The sequence below is a fragment of the Arthrobacter sp. SO3 genome, assembly GCF_020532825.1.
In the GTDB taxonomy this organism is placed as follows: Bacteria; Actinomycetota; Actinomycetes; order Actinomycetales; family Micrococcaceae; genus Arthrobacter.
This window is the reverse complement of record NZ_MQTS01000031.1, coordinates 13422-17329: the sequence shown is the minus strand read 5'-3', so window position 1 is coordinate 17329 and position 3908 is coordinate 13422. Positions and strand designations below refer to the sequence as shown.

The window sequence follows — 3908 nt, the reverse complement described above, 5'->3', positions numbered from 1 at the left end:
ACTCGGCTACACCGTCACCTTGGAACCTCTCACCCACACCGGCTGAGACCGCGGGGACACCCTATTTTCACGTTAGGACGGTTCGCGCAGCACGCGCAGATGCCCCCGGCGGGCACCCTCGGCCGCGGCCGGGGCTGCCAGGGTCGGATGGACCCCGCGCTGGCCCTGGCCGGATTCCGGTGCGGCGGGCCGTGAGGCCGCCTCCCGGACAGCGTCCGCAAGGGCGGCGAGGTCATCGGGTCCGGGGCCTGCGGGAGTCGCCGGCATGGCCAGCCGGAGCACTTCCCAGCCGCGCGGGACGGTCAGCGATCCGGCGTGCTGTTCACACAGGTCGTAACAGTGCGGTTCGGCGAAGGTGGCCAGCGGCCCCAGGACTGCGGTGGAGTCGGCGTAAACGTACGTCAAAGTTGCCACCGCTGAATTGCGGCAGGCTGACCTTGAACAAAGACGAATGGCACCCACGACACCACAGACTACTCCCCCGGGCCGCCGGACGCCGTGCGACGCGCTGGCGGCGGGTCGCGCGGCCCGTCTCGCGTAAACGATTCGCCGGGTTTAGAGTCGAGATATGCAGTCACCGCACCAAGATCCGGGTTTTATGGTCCGATTGGCTGACCCGGACGCCGGACGTCACGACGCCGGTTCCACACCGGACGGCTCCGCGCGCGCCACGGCGCCACGGAGCTTCCGCCAGCGGCGGAGGAACCGGCACGGCCGGGGGCTCCGCGGCGAGCTGATGCTGCCCACGCTGCCCGGCTACCGCACCCGCTCGGACCGCTTCGACGACTTCGTGCTGGACTCGGCCGAACGGCTGCATGACATCTGGGGCAAGCCGCTGGACGGCGTCCGCTTCGCCGTCGACGAGATCCCGCCCGGGCTCGAGCAGCTCGTGGCGGACCGCACCGTCGCCCCGATGGGCGCCTACTCCCCCGCCACGCCGGACGAGGGGCCCGTGATCACGCTGTACCGGCGCGTGGTTGAGCAGGCCTGCGGCAGCCGCGAGGAACTCCAGGACCTGGTCCATGACGTCGTGGTGGAGTACACCGCCGAGATGCTTGGTGTGCCGCCGGAGTCACTGGACCCGGTCTACCGCCGCCGCTACTAGGGCCGCTTCCCTGACATCGCCGCCGAAACCTGCGGGGCCGGGCCCCGCAGGCGGAACAGCCGGCGGAACAGCGCCGCCGGACGCGGTCAGTGGCCGAACGATCAGTAGCCGAGGGTGACCGGGACCTGCTCCTGGCCCGATGCCCCGGGGGCAATGGCCATCGTCGAGACGTCCTGCCGGCCATCCTCCTGCAGCAGCACCGCGCCGTAGGCGGGTTCCCCGGCGGCGGATACGAGGTAGCCGACAAGAGGCGATCCCTCGACCTCGGCCGGGACCTTGATGGAAGTCGTGGTGCCACCTGCGATGTCGGCGGCCGCGGCTGCGCGGACCTTGCCGTCGGCCGTGATCGGCGTATAGGAAATCGTGGCCCGGCCGTCGGGGGCGCCGAAAATGAGGTAGCGCTCCCCTGTGCCGGGGACGGGGACAACGTGTTGGCTGCCCAGCCGCGCCGAGGCCGCCGACCAGGCGAAGTCGGTGGCATCCTCGGCCTTGAGGCCCCGGGTCACGCGCGCCGCCGCTGTAAAGGAGACGTCGGAACTGGCAGCCACGGTGTAGGGCCCGGCCGGCACGCCGGAAAGCGGAACCTCGGTGACGGACCCGGCCTTCGCCGTGACCACTCCGCCGCCGGGCAGGGCCTTCTGGCCGTCCCGTCCGAACAGCTTGATCGAAACGACAGCGTCGGCGGGCCCGGGCACGGTGATCTGCAGGGCAGGTCCCGCATCTGAGAAGCCGGATTTACCCGTGAGGTCCGCCAGCCCGGCCGGATCCTGGATGTCGACGCCGGAAACCACCTGGCGGAGGGCCGGAGCCGCGGCCGCCGCGATGAACTCGACGCCGCCGGGCGTCAGCCCGCGCAGCACGCTCTGCTGGATGACCGCTGCCACCGGGCCGCCGGCGCTGCGCACCCGGACGCTGAGCCGCTCCTGTCCCGGGGCGAGGCCGGCCAGGATGACGGAGCGGGTGGTGCCCGGCGCAACGAGGAGTCCGCGGCTGCCCGGAGCCTGGATCGGGCCCTTGGCTCCGAAGAGTTCGAGGCTGACCGTGGCCGGGCTGCTGGAGGCGTTGCTGAGGTTCAACACGGCCGTCCGGCCCAGCGCGGTGTTAGCGCCGACGAGCCAGAGATCGTTGGCGGGCTGCTGGCAGGCTGTGGCCGCCGAACCACGCAGGTCCCCGTCCTCGGCCGTATAGCGCATGACGGCCCCTGCGGAGGCCTGGTGGTCGGCCTGTGCATCGGCGCTTAGGACCGTCCCGGCGTCGACGCTGCGCCGTGAAACCACCCCGGCCGTCGGCACCGCGCCTGCGGGCTTGGGCGTGGCCGTGCCGTCGGGTGCCGGCGGGGCCTTGGCAATTTCGACCAGGGGGCTTCCGGTGAGCGAGGCGAGCCTGCTGCCGGGCAGGATACCGGCACCGGAGCCCAGCACCAGGGCGTTGACGTCGCTCCTGGCGGTGGCGGACTCCGGGCTGAATTGCGGATCGTTGCCCACGGGGGCACCGTCGAGCAGACGGGCCGGTCCCGGGCAGACGCCGAGGCTGCTGCCCGCAGGGACGGCCGTCAGGGGGGCCGAAACGGGCCGGCTGCTGCCAGGGCCCTGCGGGGTCAGTGCGGCGGCGGACACAAGTCCGCCGCCGGCCCCGACGAGCACGACGGCTAACAGGACACCGGCCAGCCGCCCGGCGCGCGGGCCTGCCTTCAGCCGGGGCAGCAACGGCCCGGCCGCCCGGCGCTCGGGCCGGCCGGTTTGCGCCGGCGGTGGGCCGGCGGGGCTGCCGCCGCCGTCGGGCGTTACGGTGGCGTCGGGCGTGACGGTGGCGTCGGGTGTGACGGTGGCGTCGTTCGCGGTGGTGTCGTCCCTAGGCATGTTGATGTTCCTTACGCAGGGAGCCTTCGTCCCTGGAGAGGCCGGTGTTCGGCCGACGGGCAGGCATGGGGATGGCAAGCAGGGCGGTCAGGCCAATGATGACGGCCTGGGCAACGCCGGTCCAGGGGGCCCACGGCGCTTCGTAGCGGAGGCTGAGCTGCCCGCCCTGCGCGGGCAGGGTGAAGGCCTGTGCCCAGCCGGAGGTGGTGGCGGTAAGGCGCCGGCCGTCGAGCCAGGCGCTCCAGCCCGGATCGGCACGTTCCGCCAGGACCACGAGCCGGCCTTCCGGCCCGGCGGGCACCGCGGCATCGGCGGACACCGGCTGGGACGGGATCAGCCCGACGGTGGCACCCGCGCCGTCGACGATCCGGACGCGGTGCGCGACGTCGGCGGCCTGGATCACCGGCTGGTTCAGGGGGCTGATCCGCCAGAGCCAGCCGACATCGGTCTTGCCGACGGCGACGAGCCCGGGGACGGCGTCCATCCGGCTCGCCGTCAGCTGCGCGGCGGTGTCTGCGGCCCGCAGGACCACGAAGCCCACGCCGAGCTGCTCGAGTTCCGCGCGGGGATCGACGCCCTGGCCGGCCACGATGGTGGCCACGACGTTGCGGACCGACGCCGCAACGGCGTCGTCGTCACGGACGGTTTCCTGCCCCGGCGCACCCATGATCGGGCGGGCGGCGGCGATGGTGGACAGTCCGTCGAGGGTGGTGCCGGCACCGCGCATCAGCGCGGCGTCATACGTTTCGTTTTCGCCGGTGGAAATGATTAGGGTGCGGGCCTGTTCCGGCCCCTCGCCGCGGTCGATGGCCGTGGCCGGGAGGGTCCGGGACTCGGCCGGCTGCACCAGCCGCAGGGCGCCAAGGGAACCCGTGCCGGCCGCATCGGTGCCGGGCATCCCGGAACCGGCGGCTTCCGCGGCGGCCCGCGGCGCGAGGTTTTGC

Annotated in this window: 3 protein-coding genes and 1 pseudogene; 1 reads left to right on the top strand and 3 read right to left on the bottom strand. The window is 72.9% G+C overall.

The window, feature by feature from the left end; translation table 11 throughout:
• Positions 1-72: 72 nt before the first annotated feature.
• Positions 73-462, bottom strand: coding sequence for a DUF3499 domain-containing protein (locus BJQ90_RS03585; RefSeq protein WP_226758937.1), 390 nt, complete (start codon positions 460-462; stop codon positions 73-75).
• A 106-nt stretch (positions 463-568) separates the two neighbouring features.
• Between BJQ90_RS03585 and BJQ90_RS03580 the strand changes: the two genes are divergently transcribed.
• A complete protein-coding gene (locus BJQ90_RS03580; RefSeq protein WP_226758936.1) occupies positions 569-1105 on the top strand; it encodes a metallopeptidase family protein in 537 nt (178 codons plus the stop codon).
• Between the two features lie 101 nt (positions 1106-1206).
• Here BJQ90_RS03580 and BJQ90_RS03575 read toward each other — a convergent pair whose 3' ends face one another.
• Both BJQ90_RS03575 and BJQ90_RS03570 read right to left on the bottom strand, forming a co-directional pair.
• Positions 1207-2964 (bottom strand): DUF5719 family protein, encoded by a 1758-nt coding sequence (locus BJQ90_RS03575; RefSeq protein WP_226758935.1) that lies wholly within the window; start codon positions 2962-2964, stop codon positions 1207-1209.
• Positions 2957-3908 (bottom strand): annotated as a pseudogene (locus BJQ90_RS03570) (glycosyltransferase family 2 protein); the annotation flags it as partial. The gene BJQ90_RS03575 and the pseudogene BJQ90_RS03570, both read right to left, overlap by 8 nt.

What these genes read in the sequence shown, in the direction of transcription:
- BJQ90_RS03580 (WP_226758936.1), top strand. Translation starts at nt 569, where the DNA reads ATGCAGTCACCGCACCAAGATCCGGGTTTTATGGTCCGATTGGCTGAC.
- BJQ90_RS03575 (WP_226758935.1), bottom strand. Translation starts at nt 2,964, where the DNA reads ATGCCTAGGGACGACACCACCGCGAACGACGCCACCGTCACACCCGAC.